The sequence below is a fragment of the Fusobacterium ulcerans ATCC 49185 genome (genome assembly GCF_900683735.1).
GTDB classification, from domain to species: Bacteria; Fusobacteriota; Fusobacteriia; order Fusobacteriales; family Fusobacteriaceae; genus Fusobacterium_A; species Fusobacterium_A ulcerans_A.
The window spans coordinates 1,865,591-1,890,510 of the sequence record NZ_LR215979.1; the positions used below are offsets into that span (position 1 = coordinate 1,865,591).

17 protein-coding genes are annotated in these 24,920 nt (G+C 29.2%); 2 read left to right on the forward strand and 15 right to left on the reverse strand.

All coding sequences use genetic code 11. The features are described 5' to 3' along the window. Positions 1–215: 215 nt before the first annotated feature. The 4 genes from E0E45_RS08405 to xylA are packed head-to-tail and all read right to left on the reverse strand — an operon-like array spanning position 216 to position 5,628. Complete coding sequence (locus E0E45_RS08405) at positions 216–1,379, reverse strand: MalY/PatB family protein (protein ID WP_130890763.1); 1,164 nt, start codon at positions 1,377–1,379, stop codon at positions 216–218. Between the two features lie 9 nt (positions 1,380–1,388). Then, entirely contained in the window at positions 1,389–2,837 is a 1,449-nt protein-coding gene (gene nhaC / locus E0E45_RS08410) for a Na+/H+ antiporter NhaC (RefSeq protein WP_172604177.1), read from the reverse strand. Between the two features lie 13 nt (positions 2,838–2,850). Further along, a complete protein-coding gene (xylB, locus tag E0E45_RS08415) occupies positions 2,851–4,305 on the reverse strand; it encodes a xylulokinase (RefSeq protein ID WP_197730051.1) in 1,455 nt (484 codons plus the stop codon). Between the two features lie 12 nt (positions 4,306–4,317). Further along, a complete protein-coding gene (xylA, locus tag E0E45_RS08420; protein WP_130890766.1) occupies positions 4,318–5,628 on the reverse strand; it encodes a xylose isomerase in 1,311 nt (436 codons plus the stop codon). Positions 5,629–5,893: 265 nt separating this feature from the next. On the opposite strand from xylA, the gene E0E45_RS08425 reads away from it, so the two are divergent. Further along, positions 5,894–7,045 (forward strand): ROK family protein, encoded by a 1,152-nt coding sequence (locus tag E0E45_RS08425; protein WP_130890767.1) that lies wholly within the window; start codon positions 5,894–5,896, stop codon positions 7,043–7,045. A gap of 250 nt (positions 7,046–7,295) precedes the next feature. Here E0E45_RS08425 and E0E45_RS08430 read toward each other — a convergent pair whose 3' ends face one another. Then, entirely contained in the window at positions 7,296–7,976 is a 681-nt protein-coding gene (locus tag E0E45_RS08430; protein ID WP_130890768.1) for a phosphoribosylaminoimidazolesuccinocarboxamide synthase, read from the reverse strand. Positions 7,977–8,268: 292 nt separating this feature from the next. Next, positions 8,269–10,035: a flavocytochrome c gene (locus tag E0E45_RS08435; RefSeq protein WP_130890769.1), complete on the reverse strand. Its 1,767-nt coding sequence runs from the start codon at positions 10,033–10,035 to the stop codon at positions 8,269–8,271. A gap of 302 nt (positions 10,036–10,337) precedes the next feature. Here E0E45_RS08435 and E0E45_RS08440 point away from each other — a divergent pair, with 302 nt between their 5' ends. Continuing rightward, entirely contained in the window at positions 10,338–12,248 is a 1,911-nt protein-coding gene (locus E0E45_RS08440) for a sensor domain-containing diguanylate cyclase (protein WP_130890770.1), read from the forward strand. Positions 12,249–12,300: 52 nt separating this feature from the next. Here E0E45_RS08440 and E0E45_RS08445 read toward each other — a convergent pair whose 3' ends face one another. The 9 genes from E0E45_RS08445 to E0E45_RS08485 all read right to left on the reverse strand — a co-directional run bounded on the left by E0E45_RS08445 (position 12,301) and on the right by E0E45_RS08485 (position 24,677). Next, a complete protein-coding gene (locus E0E45_RS08445; RefSeq protein WP_005976586.1) occupies positions 12,301–13,140 on the reverse strand; it encodes a 3-hydroxyacyl-CoA dehydrogenase NAD-binding domain-containing protein in 840 nt (279 codons plus the stop codon). Between the two features lie 91 nt (positions 13,141–13,231). Beyond that, positions 13,232–14,008 carry an enoyl-CoA hydratase-related protein gene (locus E0E45_RS08450; protein WP_130890771.1) on the reverse strand — a complete coding sequence of 259 codons (777 nt, stop codon included), beginning with the start codon at positions 14,006–14,008 and terminating at the stop codon, positions 13,232–13,234. A gap of 102 nt (positions 14,009–14,110) precedes the next feature. Then, positions 14,111–15,292: an acetyl-CoA C-acetyltransferase gene (locus E0E45_RS08455; protein ID WP_130890772.1), complete on the reverse strand. Its 1,182-nt coding sequence runs from the start codon at positions 15,290–15,292 to the stop codon at positions 14,111–14,113. A 366-nt stretch (positions 15,293–15,658) separates the two neighbouring features. Continuing rightward, positions 15,659–17,176 carry an ABC transporter substrate-binding protein gene (locus E0E45_RS08460; protein WP_130890773.1) on the reverse strand — a complete coding sequence of 506 codons (1,518 nt, stop codon included), beginning with the start codon at positions 17,174–17,176 and terminating at the stop codon, positions 15,659–15,661. Between the two features lie 38 nt (positions 17,177–17,214). After that, positions 17,215–18,741: a hypothetical protein gene (locus E0E45_RS08465; protein WP_130890774.1), complete on the reverse strand. Its 1,527-nt coding sequence runs from the start codon at positions 18,739–18,741 to the stop codon at positions 17,215–17,217. Positions 18,742–18,750: 9 nt separating this feature from the next. Further along, positions 18,751–19,464 carry a diacylglycerol kinase gene (locus E0E45_RS08470; RefSeq protein WP_130892333.1) on the reverse strand — a complete coding sequence of 238 codons (714 nt, stop codon included), beginning with the start codon at positions 19,462–19,464 and terminating at the stop codon, positions 18,751–18,753. A 4-nt stretch (positions 19,465–19,468) separates the two neighbouring features. Further along, positions 19,469–19,918 carry an rRNA maturation RNase YbeY gene (ybeY, locus tag E0E45_RS08475; protein ID WP_420026341.1) on the reverse strand — a complete coding sequence of 150 codons (450 nt, stop codon included), beginning with the start codon at positions 19,916–19,918 and terminating at the stop codon, positions 19,469–19,471. Between the two features lie 45 nt (positions 19,919–19,963). After that, positions 19,964–22,036: an HD family phosphohydrolase gene (locus tag E0E45_RS08480; RefSeq protein WP_130890776.1), complete on the reverse strand. Its 2,073-nt coding sequence runs from the start codon at positions 22,034–22,036 to the stop codon at positions 19,964–19,966. Further along, complete coding sequence (locus E0E45_RS08485) at positions 22,023–24,677, reverse strand: helicase C-terminal domain-containing protein (RefSeq protein ID WP_232044081.1); 2,655 nt, start codon at positions 24,675–24,677, stop codon at positions 22,023–22,025. The genes E0E45_RS08480 and E0E45_RS08485 overlap by 14 nt, the downstream gene beginning before the upstream one ends. Positions 24,678–24,920: the final 243 nt, after the last annotated feature.

The window sequence follows — 24,920 nt, forward strand, 5'->3', positions numbered from 1 at the left end:
TTTTAACATATTCTCCGAAAAAATAAAAGCAGATTTTTAATTTTTTTAATAATATTATCTTTTTTAGATAATTCAGAATAGACTTATTAATTTTTTACAACTTTTATTAGTATAAATTCTTAATTATCTTTTTTATATGTGAAATATTTTTTCATTAAATTAAAAATATTTCTCATAAAACTAACATATCTTGAGGTAAATTGCTAAGATTCACTTTATTTTTCTTTTAAAGTTTCATTTATATTTATTAAAAATTTCTCTATATTAGATTTGGGAGTTGCCAGATTCACTCTTATAAATCCCTTACCTGAATCTCCAAAATGTTCTCCCATGTAAACATTTACTCCTGCCTTTTCAATAAATAATTTTTTTAATTCTTCACCACTTACTTTTAAATCTCTATAGTCTATCCAAGAAAGATAGGTTCCTTCAGAGTCTATTAATTTCAATTTAGGAATATGTTTTTTTAAATATTCTTTTAAATAAATCTTATTTGAATGGACATACTCTAACACTTCATCCAGCCAATAATCACATTCATTATATGCTGCTTCTGTTATTGCTGCAGCAAAAATATTTGGATTATGGATCACTGCTACATCTAATATTTCTTTTACTTCATTTCTTATTTTTTCATTAGGAATTATCAGATTAGAAGTAATAACTCCTGGAACATTAAATGTTTTTGTAATAGAAGTGCATATTATACTTATTTCCTGTGCTTCTCTTATACTAGCTACAGGAATATGTTTATTAGGTTTAAATACTAAATCACTGTGAATTTCATCAGCAAGTATTATTAAATTATGTTTTTTACAAAAGTTTACAATTTCCTGTAATTCATCTAATGTAAATACTCTTCCTGTAGGGTTGTGAGGATTACATAAAATGAATATTTTAGTGTTTTTATCAATCTGCTTTTCCAAATTACTTAAATCTAATTTATATTTTCCATTTTTTAAAATTAAAGGATTTTCAATTAAATTTCTTTTATTTTTTACAACTACATCCCTTAATGTTGGATAAGCAGGTGTTTGTAGTATAATTCCATCCCCTTTCTTTGTCATATTTTGAATTATAAGACTGGTACCTATTCCAACTCTTGGTGAGTACATAATCCATTCTTCAGAAATATTCCAATTATGCCTTTTTTTATACCAATTAATTACAGACTGATAATATTTTTTAGATAAAATTGTATATCCAAATATTCCATGTTCTACAATTTTATGCATGACATTTAGTATTTCTTTTGGAGACCTAAAATCCATATCTGCTACTGCCAGCTGCATTACATCCTTTCCACATATCTCTCTGCATCCATCCCATTTTGCACAATTAGTTTCATATCTATTTATTATCTCATCAAATTCTTTCATATTTTACTCCTATATATTAGACTGTTGTTCTTTTAAATAGTCTTGATAAATAGGACTTTTCTCATCTAATTTAGCTATAAACTTTCCAGTATAACCCCAAATTACAGCAAATATCCATCCAGAATAACATAAAATTGCCCATGGTAGATATTCTAATGTAGGTACACCTAAAGTTGTTGCCATATAAACTCCTGCTGCTGTCCATGGAACTAATGGTTCAATTACTGTCGCACCATCTTCTAATGATCTTGAAAGATTCTTAGGATGCAGTTTTCTAGCAATGTAACTGTTTCTTAACATTTCTCCTGGTATTAAAATCGACAATTGACCATTAGAAGTTACACATACTGCAGTAAAACAAGAAATTAATGTTACTAATATTAAACTTCCTGTTGATTTAACATTTTTCATTAGTCTTTCAAGAACTATATCTAATGATCCATTTACAGCAATAATCCCAGCAAAGCCATAAGCACAGAATGCTATTAAAACTGTTCCAAGCATAGAATTCATTCCACCTCTATTTAATAATCTCGGAATATCTGAAATTATATTGGCTGTATCAATATTATTCATCATAGAAATATTAAATCCACTGATTGTTGCTTCAAAAGCCTGCTGTAAAGTAAATCCTTGAAAAATAATAGCGTTAAATAATGCTATACAACTTGAAATAAGCATTACTGGTATAGTAGGTTTCTTTTTTATTGATCCATATAAAACAATTATTGGAGGCAGTATTACAAGTGGGTTCCATTTAAACATTTGATCCAATGTTTTTAAGATAATTTCTACTTTTTCTGGTGTTGCCATGGCTACTGCTGGCATTTTAAATCCTGCTATAATATACACTATTCCAGCTAGTATAAATGCTGGCCCTGTTGTGAAAACCATATGGCCTATATGTTCATATAAAGTAGTTCCAGCAGCTATTGGGGCAAGATTGGTTGTATCTGATAATGGTGACATTTTATCTCCAAAATACGCTCCTGAAACTATTGCTCCTGCAACTATTGGAAGAGGTATTCCCATTCCAGCAGCAACTCCTATTAATGCAACTCCAATTGTTCCTGCTGACCCCCATGATGTTCCTGTACATATAGAAACAAAAGATGTAACTAAAAAAGAAGTAATTACTATTAATTTAGGATTAATTATTTTCAATCCATAATAAACCATCATTGGTATTGTTCCACCAATCATCCAACTTCCTATCAAAACTCCAACTATTATTAAAATCAAAATTGCAGGCATTGTTTTAGATAATTTCCCGACAATAGAGTTCATCATATCATCCCATGTATATCCAAGTCTATAAGCTATAACACCTGCTATCCCTGCTGAAATCAGCATTAATATCTCTGCTCTAAGTCCATAAACCCCATACCCTATTCCTAATAACAGAACCATTGATATTATAGGAATCACTGCTTCAATAAAACTAGGTTTTTTCTTCATATTTCCCTCCTTATTAATTATAAAATTCTTTTAATATTGGATAAAGTTTTTTAAATTGGCTATATTTTTCATTATAATTTTTTACCATCTCATCACTTGGATAAAGCATTTCCAAAGGTTTAATAATAGTGCTGCATGCCTCATCAACATCTTTGTAAACTCCATCTCCTACTGCTGCTATTATTGCTGCACCAAATGCAGGTCCTTCCAATGAATTTACTACTTCTGTTTTTAAATTGAAAACATTACATATAATCTCTCTCCAAAGAATATTCCTTGCTCCACCTCCACTTAATCTTATAGTTTTAGATTTTATATTCATTTCTTTTAAAATTTCATAAGAATCCCTGAGAGCAAAAGCCACCCCTTCCAATAATGCCTTTGTCATATCTCCTATTTTATGGTTTATATTAAGACCTATAAATGACCCTCTTACATTTACATCATTGTGAGGAGTTCTCTCTCCAACCAGATATGGCAGAAAGTATAAATCTTTAGCTTCTGATTTTTCTGCTTCTTTTATAAGAGTTTCATAATCAGATGTTTTATTTATTTCTTCTGCCCACCATTTCAAACATGAGGCAGCAGATAAAATCACTCCCATTTGATGATATCTGCCACTTGCATGACAAAAAGAATGAAGTCTTCCCTTTTTATCATGAATATATTCTGAATTATTTGCAAAAACCACTCCAGATGTTCCCAAAGCAACAGAAATATAATCATCATTTACTACTCCCACACCAATAGCTCCTATTGCTTGATCTCCACCTCCAATTATAATTTTTACATTTTCATTCAGTCCTAATTTTTCTGAAAATTCTTTTTTTATACATCCTATATTTTTATGAGATTCATATATCTTTGCAAAATTTTCTTCTTTCAATCCTGAGATTTTTATCATTTCAGCAGACCATTTTCTATTTTTTACATCTAACAGCAACATTCCTGAAGCATCACTCACATCTGTTGCAAAAACCCCACTTAGCCTATATGCTATATAATCTTTTGGAAGCATTACTTTTGAAATTTTTAAAAAATTCTCAGGTTCATTTTCTTTCATCCATAGAATTTTTGGAAGGGTGAAACCTGTAAGAGCTATATTTCCTGTATTTTCCAGCAATTTTTTTCTTCCTATATGCTCATTTAAATAAATACATTCTTTTTCTGTTCTCTGGTCGCACCATAGTATTGCAGGTCTTATTATCCTATCTTCATTGTCTAGTAGAACAAGTCCATGCATCTGTCCACTAAAACTTAAAGCAAGTATAGATTTTTCATAACCTATTATTATTTCTTTTAATCCATCATAAACACTGTTAAACCAATATTCAGGATTTTGCTCTATCCATGTTTCTTTTACAAAATTCAATGGGTAATCTTTACTTATTGTTTTTATAACATTCCCATTTTTTTCCATTAAAAGAAGTTTTACAGAGGATGTTCCTAAATCTATTCCTATATACATCAAACAAACCTCCTAATCAAAAATATAATTATTTAAGATTGTTTCTAACTTTTCCTGTCTTCCTGATTTATTTTTAATTCCATCCAATTTTAAAGCATAGTCTGCCAATTCTTTTAGTCCTACTTTTCCTTCAATTATCTCTTTTCCTATTCCTTCTTTATAGCTTGCATATCTTTTTTCTATTATATTTTCAAAAACATTATCTTCTATTAATTTTGCAGCTACTCTTAGACCTTTGGCAAATGTATCCATTCCTGCAATATAAGCATAGAAAATATCATCTAGCTCTATTGAAGCTCTTCTTATTTTTGCATCAAAGTTAAGTCCTCCTGTTTTAAATCCTCCATCTTTTAAAATTTCATACATAGCAAGAACTGCATCATATATATTTGTTGGAAATTGATCAGTATCCCATCCTAAAAGCATATCTCCCATATTTGCATCTACACTTCCAAGCATCCCATTTATTCTTGCAAAACGTAATTCATGCTGAAATGTATGATATGCAAGAGTTGCATGATTAGCTTCTATATTTAACTTAAAATCTTTATCAAGATTATAAGTCTTTAAAAAACCTATTACTGTTGCAGAATCGAAATCATACTGATGTTTAGTTGGTTCTTTTGGCTTTGGTTCAATATAGAATTGTCCTTTAAAACCAATTTTATTTGCATAGTCTTTTGCCATCCCAAGCATTTTTGCAAGGTTATCAAGTTCTAATTTCATATCTGTATTTAAAAGAGTTTCATACCCTTCTCTTCCTCCCCAGAAAACATATCCTTCTCCATTCAATCTATGAGTAATTTCAAGAGCTTTTTTTACTTGTGCAGCTCCTAATGCAAATACATCTGCATTACATGAAGTTGCTGCTCCATGAACAAATCTTGGGTGACTGAACATATTTGTTGTTCCCCATAAAAGTTTTATTCCTGTTCTTTTCATTTCAATTTCAATTAAATCTACAATCTCATCAAGATTTTTTTGATATTCAGCTAAAGTATCAGCTTCTGGTGCTATATCTCTATCATGAAAACAAAAATATTCCATTCCTAATTTTTCCATAATTTCAAATCCAGCTTTCACTCTTGCTTTTGCTCTTTCCATAGGTTCTAGGGAATCCCACTCTCTTACAATTGTTCCTTCACCAAATTGATCATTCCCAGCAGCAGTTAATGTATGCCAATACGACATTCCAAATTTTAAATGTTCTTTCATTGGCTTACCAAGTATTATTTCATCAGGATTATAATACCTAAAGGCCAATTCATTTTTAGTTTCCTTTCCTTCATATTTTATTTTTCCTATCTCTTTGAAAAATTCCATTTTTATCCTCCATTAATTAAATTGACTTAAATTTATTTTAATATAATATTAAAATATTTTTTGTATTTTGTCAATATTAAATTTATTTTAAATTAAAACAGTTGCTTTCAAACTGAAATAACACATTATTATATATATGTTTTTAATATTTTTAATTAAATTGACTTAAATTTAAAAGATGTTAAATTATATTATACAGATTGAATTATAAAATATGCTTTAATTAATCTGTATATATTTTTAAGGAAAGGGGGAAATCATCTTTATGAAAGATGTTATTTATCAAAAAAAAGAAAAAATGAAAAATATAAACAGAGTTTATCAATTTATTTCTCAAAATAAATTTTTTACAAAAAAAGAAATTGCTGATTCATTGGATATTAGTTTTCCAACTGTTGCAAAAATAATAAATCTTTTGCTAGATAAAAAAATTGTTATTGATAAGGGTTATTCTGATAATAATATAAAAAGAAAAGCAAGTCTTTATGAATATAATCCTAATTCTTTTTATTCTATTGGTATTAAAATAGAACTTTCTTCAGTAAGTTTTATATTAATAAATTTAAATGGAGATGAAATAAAAAAAACTGTTATTATAAAAAATTTTTTTAATGATGAAAATTTTGTTTTTTATATTATGGAAGAGCTTAAGTTATTTTTAAAAAATTTTCCTTATCAAAATCTAATAACAGGAATAGGGATTTCTCTTTCAGGTATAGTTGATAATAAAAGTAAAATATTAAAAATAGGAACAAACTTTAACTTATTTGAAAAAAATATGGAAATAATTGAAAATACCTTTTCACTTCCAATATACCTAATAAATGAAGCTAATGCAGGAGCTATTGGAGAGTTCTTTCTGAATAGAACTTTAAAAGAACAGAATATTGTTTTTATTTCTATAGATTCTGGAGTGGGAGCCGGAATAGTAATTGATGGTAATCTTTACAAAGGACATTCTTCAAAAGCTGGAGAATTTGGACACTTTACTGTAGAAAATCATGGAAAGAAATGTAACTGTGGAAATGAAGGGTGTCTTGAGATGTATTGTTCAAATAGAGCACTGGTAAAAGCTTTTGAAAAAGAATTTAATCTTTCTAATCTAAGTTTTATTGAAATTTTTTCTAAGAATTTAGCAGATACTGAAAAGGGTAAAGGGATATTGGAGAAATATACTGATTATCTTGCTTCTGGTATAAGGAATTTATTATTTTTATTAGACTTAGATAGAGTTATTATTGGAGGTCTTATTTCAAACTATAGTCATTATATAAAAGAATCTCTTGAAAAAAAAGTTTTTAATAATATATTTTTTGAAGATAAATCAATTCTGGAATTTTCAAAATATGGTGATTTTTCTAATCTTATAGGAGCGGCTTTCTTACCTTTTAACGATTTATTTATTCACCTATTTTAAAAAAATTGGAACTAAATAAATTAACAGACAGCTTTAAATTAATTGTATTTTTTTATGAAAAATATGATATATTACTTCTTTGAGGTTTAATTTAATATTCTTTTTATCACAGAAATATCTGTGATTTTTTATTTTTTCTTAACATGTTTTGCTTCTTTATTATTTTTAAATTTATAATTTCTAAATATATAAAATGGGCAGCTTGCTAGATAAAACTTAATCTAACATACTGCCCATTCTTTAATTTATTTTATGCAAATACCATTTCTGTTAAATCCATAGGATCAACTATTTTCCCTGCTTTATATACACGCATATTTCCAGAAGCTATTTCATCTATAAGTATAACTTCTCCATCTTTATCTATTCCAAACTCAAATTTAATATCATAAAGATCAAGTCCTTTTTCAGCTAAAGTATCTCTTACTATTGTAGAAATCAATTGTGTTCTTTCTTTCATTGAATCATACTGCTCAGAAGTCATTACATTAAGAACTACTAATCCATCTTTAGTTACAAGAGGATCTCCTAAAGCATCATTTTTAAATGTAGTTTCTACATAAGCAGGTAAATCTCCACCTTCTGTTACATATTCATTATAACGACGATAGAAACTTCCTACAGCTTTAAAACGGCATATTACTTCAAGTCCTTTTCCAAAAGGTCTTGCTGGTACTACCTCCATAGTTCCTTTTTCTACATTAGCAGATATATAATGAGTTTTTACTCCTGCCTTATTCAATATTTCAAAAAAGTGAACAGACATCTTCAAGTTAGCTTTTCCTATTCCTTCTATTTTTAATCCTACTGAGTTTTCCCCTGGATCAAATACTCCATCTTTTCCTGTACAGTCATCTTTAAATTCAAGTAAGAAATTTCCATTTTCTAATTTGTAGACATCTTTAGTCTTTCCTTGATAAACTTTTTCCATTTGATTCCTCCATTTTATAAATTAATAAATTTTGAGCTTATATATAGATAAAAATATTCTGTAAGATAAGTATAGTATATTTCCAAAAAAAATTAAAGTATTTTTTTATTTTTTATTTTAATAGTATAAATATTTTCAAAAATAAGCATATGAAAGTGGGTAACTTATAAATAGAAATATAATTTTAAAACTTTTCCAGTAGAAAGAACTCACAAATCTTTCTAATTTCCGAATTTCTAAAATTTAATCTAGTTTTTTTGTTACCCACTAATCTAAATTTTTTATTCAGTTGTTATTTTGCATTAGCAGCATTTTTCCCAGCAATTCTTCCAAAAACAATGATATCAGCTATAGCATTTCCACCAAGTCTGTTAGCACCGTGTATTCCACCAGTAACTTCTCCAGCTGCAAACAATCCAGGAACAGCCTTTCCATCTTTTCCTATTACCTCTGCATTTTCATTTATTTTTACTCCACCCATAGTATGATGTAGTGCAGGGAAACGTAATGTTGCATAGAAAGGTCCTTTATCTATTTTATTTTCCCATATATCTCTTCCAAATTCATCTGATTTTTTATCAACAGATTCATTAAATTTTTTTACAGTTGTAATTAGTGCATCTGCTGGAACATTTATTTTTTTTGCTAGTTCTTCAAGTGTTGCAGCTTCAACCACTGTATTTTTTCTAATAAGCTCATCTAAATCCTCAGCAGAAGTAGTTTTTCTGTCTGGAGGTATTATTTTAGAATCATTTATCATATAATATTGACCATCTTTTTGAGCAAATGTAGCCAAACTTATTTCATCTCTTCTTCCATCTTCTCTTACATAACGATTTCCATCCTTATTAACGAAAATAACATTTTCTACATTAATAGTTGGTCCAAATCTATCTGCTGGCATTGGAAGCAATTGAATATGTTTCATATCTATAACATCAGCTCCAGCATCCAAAGCCATTTTTATAACCTCTCCAGTTGCTCCTGGATGATTTGTATTTTCTATTCCAGCTGGAAGTTTATCTTTTGTATATACTCCATCAGATAAAAATTCACGAACCATTTCACTGTTAGCAGCATAACCTCCGCTTGCAAGAATTATTCCTTTCTTACCAATAAATTCTGCTTCTTTTCCATCTGCTCCCACAGCAGTTACTCCAATTACTCTATTATCTTTTTTTATTATTCCCATAACTTTAGTATTTGTATATATTTTTCCTCCATGTTGTAAAAATGCTTTCTCAAGAGTATTTATATACCCTGTTCCTAATGGGTCAGTTGCCTGATTAGTTCTTGGCCACATTGAACCTACAACTGAACCGATTTTTTCATTCCATTTCATTCCTAATCCCTCAAGCCAGTCTACTCCACTCATAGCATTTTCTACAAGAGTTCTGACTAATTTTTGATTAGCAACTTTATTTCCACCCTCATAAGTTTGAGTAAAATGTTTATCAATTGAATCTTCTATTCCTTGTGCTTTTTGTTTTTTAGGATTAACAGCATTATAAGCTCCACCAGCTCTAACAGTATTTCCACCTATTATTGGCATTTTTTCAAGTATTATAACTGATTTAGCACCATTTTCATAAGCGGATACCCCTGCTGCAAGCCCTGCACCTCCTGCTCCTACTACTATTACTTCTGCTTCTTTATCCAATATTATATTTTCCACAACTTTTTTTGTAACTGGTTTAGATATAGCAGCTATAGATACTCCAGAAAATTTTAATGCTTCTTTAGTTGCTTCTATTATAGCCTTACTCGATTTTGATGCTCCAGCTACATAATCTACAGAAATACTCTGATTATCTACAATTTCTTTTGGAAGACTTTCAATAGCATGATCACTTATCCCTTTGCTTTCTTTATGTTCTACAATAACTACACTTTCAATTCTATCTTTTGATGTAGTTACTTCTACTTTTACAGGCCCTCCATATCCTTCAGAACTTCCTAGATACTTTCCAGGCTTAAAAACAGCTTCTGCTGAAAATATTGTATCACTCAATATCAGCAGTAAAGAAAATATTAAACTAAAAAAACTTTTTTTCCCCATTCTTTCCCTCCTTTTTATTTTGTAGTTAACCCTTTATTAATAACCTATATACCTCATCTTTTCATTCTTGTCAATACCAAATAATAATTCTTAATTGGATAAAATTTATTATTTTTTTCTTTTTTCTATGTCTTTTTTTATTTTTTACTAATTATTACCTTTAAATCAAATTTGTATTGCGTTTTTTTTAATAAAGTTATATAATTGGATAAAAATAATATTATTTTATTATTTATATCTATATTTTATAAAACATCTTTATTCAATTAACACTCTTTCATTAAATTTCAAGGGGAGATTCAATGCAAAAAATTTTTATAAAATATTTATCATTAGTTATGGCTGCAGCTATAATTTCTATGATAACTGTGAGCTATATTCTGCAAAACCACAATGCGCAAAATAGAATGAAAGAAAATTCAATTTTAAAATTAAATCAAATAGCTCTTACTATAGAAAATAATAAAAAATCTTTAACTGAATTAAATGAAATGCTAGATAATAATTATATTACCAAAGCAAAAACATTTGCCTATATAATAGAAAAAAATCCCAGCATTTTACAAAGTTCAAAAGAATTACAAAATATTAAAAACCTTCTTTCTGTTGATGAACTCCATGTTATTAATAAAGATGGAATTTTAGAATATAGTACTATAGTTTCTTATGTTGGTATGGATTTCAGAAGTACTAAACAGACTGAGGAATTTTTAAAACTTATAGACAATCCAACTATTACTTTTGCACAGGAAGTACAGCCTAATGGAATAGAAAAAAAACTTTTTAAATATGTTGGAGCTGGAAGAAGAGATGCTCCTGGTTTTGTTCAAGTTGGTATTTCCCCTAAGCGTCAATTGGAAGCAATGAAACAAAATGAACTTCAATACATATTTTCTCATCTTCCTGTTGAAATAGAAAGTTCTCTATTTGCAGTTGATGCAAAAACTGGTGTAATTGTTGCCCATTCAGAAAAAAAATATCTTGGAAATACTATGTTTAATCTTGGATTTCCCGTTGATTATACTAGAACATTAGAAAAAGGATGCTTTTTTACAATAGAAGGAAATATCAAAAAATATTATTTCATAAAACAATATGATAATCTTCTGCTTGGAATTGGACAAAAAGAAAATGCTCTTTACCGTGAACGTTTTAAGCAGATTTCTATTGTTATTATATTTTTTACTTTTATTTTCTTTATAGTAATATTTATGATTAATCTTTTGCTTAAAACCCAAATTATAAATGGTATTAACAAAATTATCTCTTCTCTTGAAGAAATAACAGCTGGAAATCTCAATACTGAAGTTAATATTGAAGGAAATAGAGAATTTAAAAAGTTAAGTTCTGAAATAAATAAAATGGTAAGCAGGATTTTAGAAGCTAATACTAAAGTTATTAATATTTTAAACTCTGTTGACTTCCCTATTGGAGTCTTTGAGTATAAACATGGAGTATCTAATGATCTTTTCATAACTGAAAAACTTCCTAGTATCCTCTCTTTCTCTAAAGAAGAGATACAAGAATTTAATTCTGATAAAACGATATTTCTAAAAAAAATAAATCTATTAATGGAGAAACCTTATGAAGGAAATCATATTTATTTAATTAATTCAAATCCTCAAAAATGGGTGAGAATAAATATAATTCTTAATTCTAACAGCTTATTTGGAATAGTTTCTGATGTAACAGAAGAAATATTGGATAAAAGAAAAATTCAATATGAACGAGATCATGACCCACTTACAAAGTTAATGAATCATAAATGCTTTTCTGAGATGGTAAAAAATATAATTAAAAATAGGCCATTAATTACAGCGGCTATGTTAATGATAGATTTAGACAATTTCAAAGATGTTAATGATACCTATGGCCATGACTATGGAGATACATATTTAAAAGAAACTGCATATTTTTTATCAAAACTTTGTGAAAAAAAAGGAATTGTAGCCAGACGCTCAGGAGATGAATTTTGCATATTTATTTATAGTATTTCAAGTAAAGATGAAGTTAAAAAAATACTTGAGAATTTTTATATTTATCTCAAAGAGAATAAAATTTATTTTCCTGATGGTAGCAGCGGAGTTATTTCTATGTCAATAGGTCTTTCTTGGTATAATAAAAACTCTACTTTTGAAAGCATGTTAAGGGAAGCTGATGAGGCCCTGTATATTTCTAAAAATAATAACAAAGGTTATTTTGAAGAAAAATAGCTTTAACAAAAAAATGGCTCTGAAAATCAGAGCCATTTTTATTTATATTTAATTATTTAGTATAATCGTAGAATCCTACACCAGTTTTTTGTCCAAGTTTTCCACCTCTAACCATTTTTCTTAATAATGGATGAGGTCTGTATTTAGAGTCACCAGTTTCAGATTGAAGAACTTCCATAATAGCAAGACATACATCTAGTCCAATTAAATCTCCTAGAGCTAGAGGTCCCATTGGGTGATTAGCTCCTAGTTTCATAGCAGCATCGATTCCTTCTACAGATGCAACACCTTCAGCATAGATTCCAACAGCTTCGTTGATCATAGGGATTAATACTCTATTTACTACAAATCCTGCAGCTTCTTCTACTTGAACTGGAGTTTTTCCAATTTCTTCAGATATAGCTTTTACTTTTTCTACCATTTCAGCTGGAGTATTTAATCCTGCAATAACTTCAACAAGTTTCATTACTGGAGCTGGGTTAAAGAAGTGCATTCCAATAACTGGTCTGTCTAATCCTGCACCAATTTCAGTTATTGATAGAGAAGAAGTGTTTGTAGCGAACATAGCATCTGCTTTACAAATAGCTTGTAATTCTTTAAATGTTTGTTTTTTAATAGCCATATTTTCAATTGCAGCTTCAATTATTAAATCGCAATCTCCACAGATTTCTTTTGTTCCAGTAGTTATTTTAGCTAGGATAGCATCTGCTGCTGCTTGTTCCATTTTCCCTTTAGCTACTCTTTTTTCAAATCCTTTAGCTATTTTAGCTTTTCCTTTTGCTGCAAATTCTTCATTGATATCGCAAAGAGCTACTGAATACCCTTCAGTTTGTGCAAAAGCTTGTGCAATACCTGATCCCATTGTTCCTGCTCCGATTATTCCTACTTTCATAATTACATCCTCCTAATATCGATTATATTTAATTCAATTAAATTATGTATAGATATACTCTATAATTGAAAATTAAAGACTTTAGTTATAACTATTTATTTTTGAATCCTTCTACTTTTCTTTTTTCTAAGAATGCTGCCATTCCTTCTTTTTGATCTTCACTTTCAAAACAGCTTCCAAATAATTTTTCTTCAATAACTATTGCTTTATCCATATCTACATCTAATCCTTCATTTATAGCTTTTTTACAAGCACGAACTGCGATAGGAGCATTTTTAGCTATTTTTCCAGCTAATTTTTTAGCTGCTGGTATTAATTCTTCTAAAGGATATACAGCATTTACTAATCCAATTCTTAAAGCTTCATCAGCTTTTACATTAGTTGCAGCATATATCATTTCTTTAGCTTTTCCTACACCTATGATACGAGCAAGTCTTTGAGTTCCTCCAAATCCTGGAGTGATTCCTAATCCTACTTCTGGCTGTCCAAATAATGCATTATCAGAGCAAATTCTGATATCACAGCTCATAGAAATTTCACATCCTCCACCAAGTGCAAATCCATTTATAGCAGCTATAACTGGAATAGGGAAAGTTTCTAGTTTTCTGAAAACATCATTTCCTATTTTTCCAAAAGCTTCTCCTTCAGCCTTAGTTAAAGTACTCATTTCTCCAATATCAGCACCAGCAACAAATGATTTTTCTCCAGCTCCAGTAAGTATAAGAGCTCTAGTTGCTTCTAAGTCTACTCCGTCTAAGCAAGCATCTAATTCTTTTAAAACTTCACTATTAAGTGCATTTAGAGCTTTTGGACGATTGATAGTTATGATTCCTACAAATCCTTCTTGTTCATATGTAATATAATTCATTAAACAAACCTCCCATAATTTCATTAAATTAGGATAAGAGCGTACTCAAGCCCTTATCCACTTATTTAAAATTGAATGTTATATTTTAATTTAAGAATAAGACTAGTCTCTCTTAACAATAGTAGAACATCCCATTCCACCACCAATACAAAGTGTAGCAAGACCAGTTTTAGCATCACGTTTAGCCATTTCATGAAGAAGTGTTACAAGGATACGACACCCTGAAGCTCCAACTGGATGCCCTAGAGCAATAGCTCCTCCATTTACATTTAGTTTAGCTGTATCAAATCCAAGATCATGTCCTACTGCAAGTGATTGAGCTGCGAAAGCTTCATTAGCTTCAATTAAATCAAAATCATTTATTGTCATTCCAGTTTTTGCTAATACTTTTTTAGTAGAAGCTACTGGTCCAATTCCCATGATTTTTGGATCTACTCCACCTAGAGCTCCAGCTACCCAAGTAGCCATTGGAGTTACTCCAAGTTCTTTAGCTTTTTCTTCACTCATTACAACTATTGCTGCTGCACCATCATTGATACTTGAAGCATTAGCTGCTGTAACCATTCCATCTTTTTTGAATGCAGGTTTTAATTTAGCAATTCCTTCAGCTGTAGTCCCAGCTCTTGGTCCTTCATCTTTAGTAACTACTGTATCTCCTTTTTTACCTTTTATAACTACTGGAACTATTTCTGCATCAAATTTTCCTTCTTCCTGAGCTTTTACAGCTTTTTGTTGACTTGCTGCTGCGAATTCATCTAATTGTTCTCTAGTTAATCCCCATTGATCACAAATATTTTCTGCTGTTACTCCCATATGATAATTATTGAATGCATCCCATAAAGCATCATTTACCATAGAGTCAACTATTTCTCCATTTCCTAAACGGTATCCAAAACGAGCTTTATTTAATAAATAAGGAGCTGCTGACATATTTTCAGTTCCTCCAGCTACAACAATATCAGCTTCTCCAGCTTGAATCATTGCTGCTGCCATATTTACTGCATTTAATCCTGAACCACAAACTACATTGATTGTTACTGCAGGAGTTTCTATTGGTAACCCTGCCTTTAGAGAAGATTGACGGGCTATGTTTTGCCCTAACCCTGCTTGAATTACGCATCCCATGTATACATGATCTACTTTCTCAGCAGGAACCCCTGCTCTGTTTAAAGCTTCTTTTATAACTAGTGCACCTAAATCTGCTGCTGCAACTCCGCTTAATGCTCCGCCCATAGATCCTATTGCTGTACGACATGCTCCTGCTAAAACTATTTTTTTTGCCATAATCTTATTCCTCCATTCATTCATCAAGTGTAAAAACTCAGATTCTGATAAATTGAGTTTTATTGTAGCTTTAATTTAATAGTAACATAATGTTTTTTTATTTGCAATAAGAAGATATATAAAATTTATGTTATGGATTATTTTTAATGTATAATGACCAAATTTTTAACATTTCTATTAATAAAAGAACTGTTTATCTATCTTAAAGATTATTTTTCTATTGAAATATTTAAAATTTTTTATCTAAAATTAATCAATTCTTTTAAAATTTTAATTTTATCTATTTTTTCTCCATTTATATCTATAAATTATACAATAACACAAGTATTATAATTTTTTTTGATTCATTTTTAATCTATTGACTTTTTATTTTGATTCTTCTATGATATCTGTTTTATAAAGAATATGATTCCCATTAGCATTGAATATAAAACCATCTACCTTTTTATTCATACCTATAATATAAACTTTATAATCCAATGGGAAAAGAGGTACTTCTTCTGATATTATCTCCTGTGCCTCTCCATAATTTTTTTCTCTTTTTTCTACTGATGATGTTACTCTAGCTTCATCTAAAAGATTATCAAATTTTTCATTAGAAAAGAAACTTCTATTTCCAACTGCTCCAGCAGAAGTTGAATGGAGAAGAGGATAATATCCATAGTCAGCATCTCCTGTACTCACATACCATAAACCTATCAGCATGTCATGTTGTCCATTTGCAGTAAACTGCAGAAACGAAGAAAGTTCCAGTACTTGTATTGAAATATCTATTCCTATCTCTTTTAAATTAGATTGAATAACCTGTGCCATCTGCATTCTTGTTGGTTCTTCATATATCCATAATTCTAATTTAAGTCCATTTTCATATCCAGCTTCTTTTAAAAGTTCCTTAGCCTTCTCAGGATCATAAGGTTTCAATTTTACATTTTTATCATAACCAAACACACTTGGAGCTAAAAGTGATGGAGCTAACTCTGTCATTCCTTCAAAAACAGCTGTAGATATGTCCTCTTTATTTACTCCTAATTCTATTGCCTGTCTTACTCTTTTATCTGTTATTTTCTTAGTATTTATAGATATAAAATCTGTTCCTAAAGAAGACTTGCTTACAAGTTTAAGCTTATCATCTTTTAAAAGTCCTTTAACATCAGTTGAAGATATATCATATGCTATATCTATCTCTCCTGTTTCAAGAGCTATCAATCTATTAGAATTTTCTGGAATAGTCATAAATATCAGATTTTTAATTTTAGGTTCACCCATGAAGAATTTATCAAAAGCTTCTAATTCCACCTTTTCTCCTATTCCCCATTTTTTTATTCTATAGGCTCCAGTTCCTACTATGTTTATTCCCTCTTCATTAGCTGGTACTTCCTTTACTATTGCTATTGAAGAATGAGCAAAGTTATGAAGAAGAATTGTTGGAGCATTACTTTGAATTATTTTCAGTCTGTAGTCGTCTAATACTTGCAAATCTTTAATAGATTCCACTAATACTTTTGATATTGGTATATTTAAGTTTCTTTTTAAACTTGCTGCTACATCTTCAGCTTTCATTTCCTTTCCATCTTGAAAAAATATTCCCTTTTTCAAAGTAAGGATAATAGAATTATCTGGTAAAGTTTCATATTTTTCTACAAGCTCAGGAACTAACTCACCATTTTCATCAAGTGAAAAAAGATTGCTGTATATCTGTTTTGTAACAGCTAAAGTAGAACTATCTGTATGTTTGTGTGGATCAAAAGAACGTGGTTTATATCCAAAGGCTACTTTCAATGTCTTTTCAATTTTTGCTTCTTCTTTATTCACATTAATTTCTGATTTAGTTCCATTACATGCAGAGATTAACAAAGAAAATAACAGGATAATAATAAACTTCATAAAAAAATCCTCCTAAAGTTACAAAATATTTTTATTTATTAATATGGTTCAAATACAAAGACATCAAAAATATCTTGAAGTTTGTAAGGACTAGGAAGTTTTGCCTTTGTTTTTTCCCAAGTTTTAGAAAAAGTATTTATATCCATTTCATTTATCTGATTGATAATATGTTTCTTATATGGAAGCTCAGCCCCCATATTTTCTAGACCATGTATCATTTGATTTTTTAATCTGGTAAAATTTTGTTCATTTATATTAACCATACTGTAATAATCAGCCAAAAATTCTTTAGCCAGACAATACTCCATAGTAATAAGTTTTCTTATAGCACTAGCTATAAAATTTAAACTTAATCTATTTGAAAAACTCCCAATATTTTCTCCAACATCTTCTAAAAAAGGAAGAAATACATCTTCAAAATGATGATCCTGTATAGATTTTGTCAATAACAAAAGATTGTTTAAAAAATTATATTTTTTAAATGTTCTTTTATGAAAATTATTATCCACAAGATAGGAAGCTCCTACATGTTTAAATAATGAATTGGTAAGGTCTTTAGAATGTCCAAAATTAAATACTCTGCTTTCATAAACAGTATTATTCCTTACTCTTTCTATAAATTTTTCAGCCTTTTCCAACAGTTCACCCATATTATCAAGCTGAAACACTCCATCAAAAAAATTCTTTTCAAGTAATAGTTCTCTTCTCCTTGATAGAGGCAGCTTCATAAAACATTTTTCCAGATTTGTTGTTTTAAGAAGATTTTTTACAAAAGTTTCATCTATGTTAAAATAGACATCATCATATCTATTTACTAGACTTGTCTTACCATCTTTTATAGCACCTATTTTTTTCAATTCTTTTGATAAAAATTCTAAATATGAAGGTGCAAATTCTTTAAATTTTTCCCGTTCTTCCAAAGTTAAATCTGTATTCTCTGCTAATATTCTATCCAAATCTATAAAATCCAACACTGAGATAATTCCATCTCTATTTATTCCCACTCCATTCCAAATATATGTTCTTGGAATATATTTGGAATACTTATCTACCATAAGTACAACATATTGAGCTATTCCTCCACCTAAAGAATGTCCTGTTAAAGAAATTTTATCATGAGGTATTTTAAAATCTTTTATAAGTTTATAATATACTTCCACCCCTTCATAAAACTGTTGGGGAATCTTTCCTAATCCTAGAGCAAGATCTGTTTCTATGAAATCTTTATAAGCATCCTCAAGAGGATATTTTTCACTTCCTCTGAAAGATATTACATAATCATCTTGTTTTTTAAATACAACAGAATAAAATCCTGTATTTGTAGATGAAGGATTTTGTGCTGTCCTGTTATCTACATAATAAACCTTCCAATCATTTAAAATATCTTTAAAGTAGTCCAAAAAGAATCTATCATATTTAGGCTCCAGTATAATAAATGTTCCATTAAAAATGCTCTTTGCTGTATCCTGATAAAAAATTTCAAGAATAGTTTTTCCGTATTCAGATTCATTGAAATTACAATAAGATAAAATGCTGAGCATGATATATTCTTTTGCTGTATGCATATTTACCACCTACATTTTTAAAAGTAATAATATTAAGTAAGTAATTCCCCATCCTAAAAGAGCCCCTATTACAGTTTCAAAAAGAGTATGTATTTTTCCTTCTATTCTTGAATGCATTACAAGCACTACCAATATTAAAGAAAGAAAAAATATTTTAGGGTTATTTGTTAAAAATGTGATTATTGTAAAAATAGAACTGGCAAGGGCACTGTGTCCACTTGGAATTCCTCCTCTCAAAGGAGTTCCTTTTTTAAATAAAAGCTTCATACATATTACAATTATTATTACAAGAACAAAAATAGAAAGAGCTGTATGCTGATATGAATTTTTAAATATATAGAAAGCATTTCTCAACTGAAATGTTATCTTCTTTTCAAAAATTATATATCCTACAAGAAGGGCATTAAGTGCTGTAACCAGTACAGCACTTGCAGCTATATCTTTTGCTCTTTTAGCTAATGGATGATATTCTTTTGTTACCATATCAACACAGCTTTCTATTGCTGTATTAAAAAGTTCAGCTACCCACATCAAGCTTATACTTATTATTAAAGAGAGAGTTTCATATTTTCCCAAATCTAAAAATAACGAAAGTATAAGAACTATTATTGTACAAAAACAGTGAAACTTCATATGTCTTTCACTTCTTATAGCTTCAAATAAACCTTCAAAAGCAACATTAAAACTTTCCGTCACTCCCTTTTTTTTCCAGTCATTATTCATAATATCACATCTCTCTTGTATAACCGAATTGTCCAAGAATTTCCTCTTCTCTTGTACGCATCTCTTTTTTATCATCTTCCTCTATATGATCATATCCCAATAGATGAAGCAATCCATGAGTCAATACATAGTATAATTCTCTTTTTAGAGAGTGATTATATTCTGCTGCCTGTTCTTCTACTCTTTCCATAGAGATAACTATATCTCCAAGAGTATCATAAGGACCAATGTCAAAATCTTCTGTTTCATGATAAGCAAAAGATATTACATCTGTAGGCTGATCTTTTCCTCTATATTGTTTATTAATCACTTGAATCTCATCATTTCCTGTAAAAAGAAGTGAGAGATACACTGGTCTATCGCTTTCAAATTCACTTTCAAGAGCTTCTTTTATATATTTTTTCATCTCTTCTTCATTAACAAGATTACTATATCCTTCTATTTCTAGTGACATATCCACAACTAAATCCATACTTTTCTCCTTATATTTTCAATTTGATTATTTTTGACCTGGATATTTTATTCTTACATGATGTATACTTACAAGAGATTTTATAAATGTCTGTATAATTATTTCTATCTCTTTAAATGTTAAATCTGCTTCTGAAAGCTGATTATCTTCTATTTTACTATTTATTATTTTTCTAATCATTTCTTCCATAGCTCTTGGTGTTTTATCATCTATTGATCTCACAGCTGCTTCTATAGAGTCTGCCAGCATAATGATAGCTGATTCTTTAGTTCTTGGTTTAGGTCCACTATATCTAAATTCCTCTTTAGTTACGCTTGGATCCAAACTTTTTGCTTTATTATAAAAATATGCAAGAAATGTAGTTCCCTGATGTTCATACATTATATCCCTTATTTCTTTAGGTATCTGATATTGTTTTGCCATTTCTGCTCCATCTTTTGTATGAGATGTTATTATCAGATTACTCATAAATGGTGATACTTTATTATGAGGGTTTTCTCCATTCTGTTGATTTTCTACATAGAATTTTGGTCTTTTACACTTACCTATGTCATGATAATATGAAGCTACTCTGGTAAAAATTGCATTTGCTCCAACTGCTGTTGCTGCATTTTCAGACAAAGTTGCCACCATCATTGAATGATGGAATGTTCCTGGAGCTTCCATAGACAGTTTCTTTAACAATGGATGTGACAAATCTCCCAGCTCTAATAATTTAAAAAGAGTAAGTATATTAAATGTCTTTTCAAAATAAGGCAAAAGAGCTATTGTTATCATTCCTGAAATTAATCCTGACAGTACCATTTCTCCTGATTTTAGAGCAGCTCCAAATGTTTCCACCTGTGAGAATGCACTAAGAAGGAAGAACAAAGCTATTTTTAACACTGAAAGCTGAATCCCTACTGCTATTAGTCCTGCTCTTGTATTCACTTTCTTTACCAGATATGCTCCAAAAGACAAAGAAGCCACATATACCACAAGGAATATGAGATCATAGTCAATAATTGGTAGTAAGAACAGCATCATAAATGAAAACATCAATGTTGCATATCTTGAATTTGTCAGCAAGATTAATAAAAATAGTGCTGTATCAACAGGTACCAGATAAATCAAATCATTATTTATAAATCTGAATACCAAGAAAACTGCTGTTATTATCAAGAAAACACTTCTATAGTAATTTTTATTCAATATCTCTTTTTTATGTTTATTAAATATTACTGTATAAAACAGTGTAGATATTATAGAGAGATAAGTAAGGTTTGCAAGTATTATAACTGTACTCTTCTTATAAGAATAAACACCACATGCTTCTAAAATCTTTATTCTTCTCTCATTAAGAATTTCACCTTTTTTACCTACCAAAGTTCCTGCTTTGATCTCTATATACTGATCATTTATCTGAGATACTTTCTCTTGAAGTGATCTTTTAGTTTTATCTTCATCATAGATAAAATTAGGTGTTGCAAATGTTTCAACTACCTGTTTTTTTAGTTCTGGCAGTTTTTTCACTCTTTCATCATAAGGAGGATTATACTTAATAATTGATTTTTCCTGTACAATTCCATTCTCATAAAGTCCTTCAAGAAAACTTCTTGTTTCCTTCTGTAATTTTTTTATATCATTTACATTTAAACGAAGTATTTCTTGTATCATATTTTCAGATATTTTTCTTCCAGTATTTTTTTCCAGACTTTTAAAATCTACCTCATTATGATCTTTTTCCTTCATTGAGTATATATCATTAAAAAAATCATCAAAAGTTTCAAGATATATTCTTCCTGCATCTGCTGAATAAATATATTCTTTTCCTGCTTTCAGTATCATCTCTTCCACTATTTTTTCTTTAGCAGTTTGATCCCTAAAAACTATAGTTTTAGGAGCATATATATCTGAAATTACCACATCTCCTACTTTATAGTTATTATTACGTGACAATAAAGATATCTTTGAACTAAAAGCAAGAACAAACATTATAAGAGTAAGATACAGAATCTTTTCTCTTAAACTGTATGAACTTGAATATATTTCTGCGTCATTTCTATCGCTCCTCTTTATTTCAAACATAAATTTCAAGCCAAATAAATTAAATTTTTTCATTGTAACCACCTTTAATGTCAGCTTCCATATCTTTTAATATAGCTGATTTCCCAACAACTTTAATGTTTCTAGTTGGAATAGACTCCATAAAATATTTCCCATACCTTTTATTAATAACTCTGTTATCCAATATAGTGACAGTTCCATAGTCTGTCTTACTTCTTATTAATCTTCCTATTCCCTGTTTGAACTTTATTACAGCCTCTGGAATTTGATATTCTATAAAAGAATTTTTCCCTTGAGCTGTTATATTTTCTATTATAGCTTCAGTTACAGGATCACTAGGAACTTTAAAAGGAAGTTTTACTATTATTACTGAACTTAATTGCTTTCCTTTGATATCTACCCCTTCCCAAAAAGAATCAGTTCCAAAAAGAACAGGATTTCGCCCATTCACATACATATTTACTAAATGAGTTCTTGGTGCCATCCCATGTATAAATAATTCTATTCCATTAGCTTCCAAATCCTCTCTCAATAAATAATAAACATAATTCAATGCTGAATATGAAGTAAATAAAACAAAAGTTTTTCCTTTAGACTTTATTAATAAAGCTTTTAAAAACTCTGAAATTTCATCTACAAAGTCTCTATCAGATGGATTAGGAATATCATCTGGTATATATACCTTCATTTGCTTGTCATAATCAAATGGAGAATGTATTACTTTATCCAGAGTATCTTCTTCTAAACCTATTGATTCCTTAAAATAAGAAAAATCGCTTCCAATAGCAATAGTAGCAGATGTAAATATTATCTGCTTTAAATTGATATATAGATTTTTTTGAAGTTCATTATCTATTTTAAGAGGTGTAGCTACAAGCTTAGAATTACTTTTTCTGCTGTTGACTTCTATCCAGTAGATAAATTCCTCATCATCAAAATCATTTATAAATCTAAAATTATTGAAAAAGTTTTCCAGTCTGTCTGTATACTTTATAAAATCATTTATAGTTCCCTGTTCATCTTCTTCATCTCTTATTTCCTTTATTAAGCTTCTTACTTTTCTCATATATGAATTATATTCAGAAGTAAATTTTTCTCTAAAATCTATAAGACTACTAAGAAAAGGAGAATTTTCCATCTCTTCCTTCTTTGCTCTAAAGGTAAATGTTCCCATCTGCCCTTTTGAAAATACTTCTATTATATGGTTGAAATATTCTCTTCCCTCTAAAAACAGAGATTTATGTTTTATTTTTATATCTTTAATTTCTTTTTCCAGAATACTTCTGCTGTCTAGAGAGGTGCTCTTTATATAATTTAATAATATATCCAGACTTCCTGTATTTTTTTTCTTTCCTTCTGTTGCAAATATCTGATTCATTATTTTTGTAAAACTATATTTTGATGCCTCATAAGAAAAATAATCTCTTGCTACTTTTTCTATATTATGAGCCTCATCAAATACTACCAATCCATATTCTGGAAGTATTGAGTATTCAGTATTAAATCCTATCTCTTTTCTAATAGCTAAATCTGAAAAATACATATGATGATTTGTTATAAGTATATCTGCATTTTTCTTCTCTTCACGAGATTTTAAGAAAAAACACTCTCCTTTATATGGACACTTTGCTCCTGCACAAATATCTGTTTCACTTTGAAATAGTTCCCATACACTATTATCCACCTCAAAAGGAAGCTCTGATTTGTCCCCCTTTTCGGTTTTCTTTCCCCAGCTTATTATTTCTTTAAACTGAGTCTTTTGTGAATTTGAAAACTCTTCAAAATTTACATTCTCTCCTAAAGCCAGATTAAAATATTTTCTATTACAAAGATAGTTCCCTCTTCCTTTTACAAGGATATATCTAAAATCTCCTTGTACTACTTTTTTAGCTATGGGGATATCTTTATTTAAAAGCTGTTCTTGAAGATTTATTGTATTAGTTGATATCACTACTCTCTTCTTATTCTTTATGGCCCATTCTACACTGGGAATAAGATAAGCTAAAGTTTTTCCAGTTCCAGTTCCAGCTTCCACTATTACTTTCTTCTCATTATTTAAACCAGCCTCTATATGTTTAGCCATATGCAGCTGTTCATCTCTATATTCAAAACCTTTGAAAGTTTGAGATAACAGTCCTGTTTTTTCAAAATATGGCTCTATATCTATTTTTACATTACTGTCAGAAAAAAGTTCTACAATTATATAGATATCTGTAAGCCCATTATTTACTATATATGATGCTCCTGCCATTCTGTTGGAATACATAGAAGCAATTTCCACATCTGCATCAGATGGGTATAAAAAACCAGAGGGGTGATTATGAATTAAAACCTCTCCTTTTTTCATAGCTTTGATTATAGCTGGTACAGAATATTTATTTCCCCTTGCAAGTACTTCTACTTCTGTGACTATTCCATTTTCATCTGGAATACCTCTAAAAAATACCTCATTTCCTCCAGCTTCTTCTATTTCTAGTTTCATTATTTCTCTCACACTTAGAGATATTTTCTCATTTATATCCATCAATTTTCCTTTCATCACTAAACTATATATAGACAATTTCCCCTTATATATAATACCTCTTTTTCTCAAAAATATAAACCCTTTTTTTCTTCCCCTTGCAATATATCTCTTCAATATATCTTCTTGAAGTTCTTTTGATGGAAAAAATCCATTTTTAATTTCCTTTGCCATCTTCTTATTGTATTTAATTAACAATATTATACAAATATATTGTAATAAATCTATGTATATTTTTTATTCTTCTTCAAAAAATTCAAAAGAATATTTAAAATATTTTTTATCAAAAATAAAATACTTGATAAATTTATTTTTATATTTTTAAGAAGTATTTAGAGGAATATTTTCTCTTTTATTATACCAATTATCTCTAAATTTCTAATTGACAGAAGATGCTTTATGAAGTATATAAAATAA

What these genes read in the sequence shown, in the direction of transcription:
- E0E45_RS08405 (WP_130890763.1), bottom strand. Translation starts at nt 1,379, where the DNA reads ATGAAAGAATTTGATGAGATAATAAATAGATATGAAACTAATTGTGCA.
- nhaC (WP_172604177.1), bottom strand. Translation starts at nt 2,837, where the DNA reads ATGAAGAAAAAACCTAGTTTTATTGAAGCAGTGATTCCTATAATATCA.
- xylB (WP_197730051.1), bottom strand. Translation starts at nt 4,305, where the DNA reads ATGTATATAGGAATAGATTTAGGAACATCCTCTGTAAAACTTCTTTTA.
- xylA (WP_130890766.1), bottom strand. Translation starts at nt 5,628, where the DNA reads ATGGAATTTTTCAAAGAGATAGGAAAAATAAAATATGAAGGAAAGGAA.
- E0E45_RS08425 (WP_130890767.1), top strand. Translation starts at nt 5,894, where the DNA reads ATGAAAGATGTTATTTATCAAAAAAAAGAAAAAATGAAAAATATAAAC.
- E0E45_RS08430 (WP_130890768.1), bottom strand. Translation starts at nt 7,976, where the DNA reads ATGGAAAAAGTTTATCAAGGAAAGACTAAAGATGTCTACAAATTAGAA.
- E0E45_RS08435 (WP_130890769.1), bottom strand. Translation starts at nt 10,035, where the DNA reads ATGGGGAAAAAAAGTTTTTTTAGTTTAATATTTTCTTTACTGCTGATA.
- E0E45_RS08440 (WP_130890770.1), top strand. Translation starts at nt 10,338, where the DNA reads ATGCAAAAAATTTTTATAAAATATTTATCATTAGTTATGGCTGCAGCT.
- E0E45_RS08445 (WP_005976586.1), bottom strand. Translation starts at nt 13,140, where the DNA reads ATGAAAGTAGGAATAATCGGAGCAGGAACAATGGGATCAGGTATTGCA.
- E0E45_RS08450 (WP_130890771.1), bottom strand. Translation starts at nt 14,008, where the DNA reads ATGAATTATATTACATATGAACAAGAAGGATTTGTAGGAATCATAACT.
- E0E45_RS08455 (WP_130890772.1), bottom strand. Translation starts at nt 15,292, where the DNA reads ATGGCAAAAAAAATAGTTTTAGCAGGAGCATGTCGTACAGCAATAGGA.
- E0E45_RS08460 (WP_130890773.1), bottom strand. Translation starts at nt 17,176, where the DNA reads ATGAAGTTTATTATTATCCTGTTATTTTCTTTGTTAATCTCTGCATGT.
- E0E45_RS08465 (WP_130890774.1), bottom strand. Translation starts at nt 18,741, where the DNA reads ATGCATACAGCAAAAGAATATATCATGCTCAGCATTTTATCTTATTGT.
- E0E45_RS08470 (WP_130892333.1), bottom strand. Translation starts at nt 19,464, where the DNA reads ATGAATAATGACTGGAAAAAAAAGGGAGTGACGGAAAGTTTTAATGTT.
- ybeY (WP_420026341.1), bottom strand. Translation starts at nt 19,918, where the DNA reads ATGTCACTAGAAATAGAAGGATATAGTAATCTTGTTAATGAAGAAGAG.
- E0E45_RS08480 (WP_130890776.1), bottom strand. Translation starts at nt 22,036, where the DNA reads ATGAAAAAATTTAATTTATTTGGCTTGAAATTTATGTTTGAAATAAAG.
- E0E45_RS08485 (WP_232044081.1), bottom strand. Translation starts at nt 24,677, where the DNA reads ATGGCAAAGGAAATTAAAAATGGATTTTTTCCATCAAAAGAACTTCAA.